The organism is Streptomyces coryli (genome assembly GCF_011044975.1).
GTDB lineage: Bacteria > Actinomycetota > Actinomycetes > Streptomycetales > Streptomycetaceae > Streptomyces > Streptomyces coryli.
In genome coordinates, this window is the sequence record NZ_JAAKZV010000472.1 from 1 (window position 1) to 2784 (window position 2784).

General features: G+C 69.1%; 3 protein-coding genes. 2 read left to right on the forward strand and 1 reads right to left on the reverse strand.

The window, feature by feature from the left end; translation table 11 throughout:
• Positions 1-129: 129 nt before the first annotated feature.
• Positions 130-717, reverse strand: coding sequence for a hypothetical protein (locus tag G5C51_RS41355; RefSeq protein ID WP_165246000.1), 588 nt, complete (start codon positions 715-717; stop codon positions 130-132).
• 143 nt (positions 718-860) lie between these two features.
• On the opposite strand from G5C51_RS41355, the gene G5C51_RS41360 reads away from it, so the two are divergent.
• Positions 861-1550: a response regulator transcription factor gene (locus tag G5C51_RS41360; RefSeq protein ID WP_165246002.1), complete on the forward strand. Its 690-nt coding sequence runs from the start codon at positions 861-863 to the stop codon at positions 1548-1550.
• A 13-nt stretch (positions 1551-1563) separates the two neighbouring features.
• The coding region (locus tag G5C51_RS41365; protein ID WP_165246004.1) for a sensor histidine kinase at positions 1564-2784 on the forward strand (1221 nt) is incomplete at its 3' end.

Sequence of the window (2784 nt, forward strand, 5' to 3'; positions counted from 1 at the left end):
GGTGCTGGCGGGGCGGGATCTGACGGTCTTCATGGCGGGCGCGCGGCCGGCGACGGATGCCACGGCGACGGAGTCGCCGCTGCCGCCGCCGGGGGTGTTCAAGTGAGGGACGCCCGCTAGGGACGCTCGCTAAGAGGCGTTCTCGTCCGTCTCCACCACCGGGGCGCCGCTTTCGTCCCAGCGGCAGAAGATCATGTTGCGTTTGTCACCCTTGGAGAAGTCGACGCGGATCCACTCCTCCGACTTCCAGGTCTGCATGGCCCAGCCCGAGTTCGGGGTGGCGGAGACCAGCTCGGCGTGGTCGGAGTACATCGCGAAGGACGCGCGGCCGCCCGACACCGAGTAGGTCTTCACCGTCGAGGAGGAGCCGCCGGGCTTCTTGCTGCTGCTGCCCGCGTTCGATGTGGAGCCGCCGTCCGACGGCGACGACGACGAGGGGGACGGCGACGGCTTCCGCTTCTCCGGCGTGCCGCTGGGCGTATCGCGCGGGGACGACCCGCGGTCGTCGTCGTCCGCGGGCGCTCTGGACTTGTCCGCCGGCAGCTTGGAGCCCGCGCCGTCGCCCTCGCCAGAGGACTCTCCCGACTCCGACAGCGGCAGCGTGCGCTGCGGATACGCGGTATTGGACAGCACCGTATGGACGCCGAACCAGGAGAGCGTGACCGCTCCCAGGGTCGCCAGCGTCCAAGCCGCAGCGGTAACCAGTCGTCGATGCATCGGGCACATACTGCCGCACGTACCACTTCCGTGTACCACCAGCGACAAGTACGAGCCAACGTGCGCCCGCTGCACTACCCTCCGCCACCCGCGCGCGTCAACAGGGGAGACTCGGGACGCTCATTTGGCGTACGTTGCCGCTCATGGCAAGTGTGCTCGTGGTCGAGGACGACCAGTTTGTGCGTTCGGCGCTGATCAGGCACCTGAGCGAGGCGTCCCATACGGTCCGTAGCGTCGGCACGGCGCTGGAGGCGCTGCGCGAGGTGGCGCATTACAAGTTCGATGTGGTCATTCTGGACCTCGGTCTGCCCGATCTCGACGGCTCCGAGGCGCTCAAAATGCTGCGTGGAATCACCGACGTGCCTGTGATCATCGCCACCGCGAGAGACGACGAGACCGAGATCGTCCGGCTTCTGAACGACGGCGCCGACGACTACCTCGTCAAGCCCTTCTCAGTCGAGCACCTCTCCGCCCGCCTCTCCGCCGTCCTCCGCCGCTCCCAGGCCCGCACCGAGGCCGGACCCCCTGAGCGCGTCCTCCGCGTCGGCGGCCTGACGGTCGACCCGCTCCGCCGCCAGGCCGAGCTCGACGGCACCGCGCTGGACCTCACCCGCCGCGAATTCGACCTGCTGGCCTTCCTGGCCCAGCGCCCCGGCGTCGTCGTCCCGCGCAAGGAGCTGCTCGCCGAGGTCTGGCGCCAGTCGTACGGCGACGACCAGACCATCGACGTCCACCTGTCCTGGCTGCGCCGCAAGCTCGGCGAGACGGCCGCCAAGCCGCGCTATCTGCACACGCTGCGCGGTGTCGGAGTGAAGCTGGAGCCGCCCCAGTGAGCGAGGCCGACGCATGAGATGGGCCCTGGTCAAGGTATGTCTGGCGGTCACGGCGATGGTCGTGGTCGCCTTCGCCGTGCCGCTCGGCCTCGTGGTGAAGGAGATGGCCCGCGATCGCGCCCTGACGGCTGCTGAGCGCCAGGCGTCTGCTGTGGGTCCGGCGCTGGCGATTACTACCGATCCTGATGAGCTGGAACGGGCCGTGGGTGCCACGGAGGCTGGGGCGGAGGGGCGTATCGCCGTCTACGTGCCTGGCAACGAGCGGCGCGCCGACGACGTCGACATCGGTCAGCCGCGGGCCAGTCGGGGTGATGTGACCGACGTCTCCAAGTCCGGGCGGGCGCGGCTGGTGCCGGCCGTGGGTGGCCATGCCTTCCTGCAGCCGACGGCGGTGGATTCGGGGCGGGTGGCGGTTGTTGAGATCTTTGTCCCGGACGGTGAGCTGACGAATGGCGTGGCGACGTCGTGGGCCGTCCTCGCCGGGGTGGGGCTTGGGCTGATCATTGGTTCGGTGGCGGTCGCGGACCGGCTGGGGATGCGGATGGTGCGGCCGGCGGAGCGGCTGGCCGGCGCGGCGCATGAGCTGGGGGAGGGCAAGCTGGAGGTCCGGGTGAAGGAGTCCGGGCCTGCTGAGTTGCGTTCGGCTGCGGCTGCCTTCAACTCGATGGCTGATCAGGTGGTTCAGCTTCTTGCGAGTGAGCGGGAGCTTGCTGCGGATATCTCCCATCGGTTGCGTACTCCGCTTACGGTGCTGCGGCTGAACGCGGCCTCGCTCGGTGACAATCCGTCTGCGGAGCAGACTCGGCAGGCGGTCGCGCAGTTGGAGCGCGAGGTGGACGAGATCATCTCGGCTGTGCGGGAGCAGAAGAATGTGCGGTCGCAGCACCAGCACCAGCACTCGGGTGAGGAGGCTTCTGCTGCGCCTGCTGCCGCGGTTGGTTGTGACATCAGCGAGGTGACCAAGGAGCGGATGGCCTTCTGGTCGGCGCTGGCGGAGGACGAGTGCCGCGAGGTGCGGATCGCCGGGGTGGAGCGGGGGATCCGGGTGCCGGTGGGCCGGTCGGAGATGGCGGCGGCGCTGGATTCGATGATCGGGAATGTCTTCCGGCATACGCCGGAGGGGACGGCGTTCTCGGTGGATATTCATGACGCGGGGAATGCGGTGATCATGCTCGTGTCGGACGCTGGGCCGGGGATTGAGGATCCTGCCGCGGCGATGGAGCGGGGGCGGGGG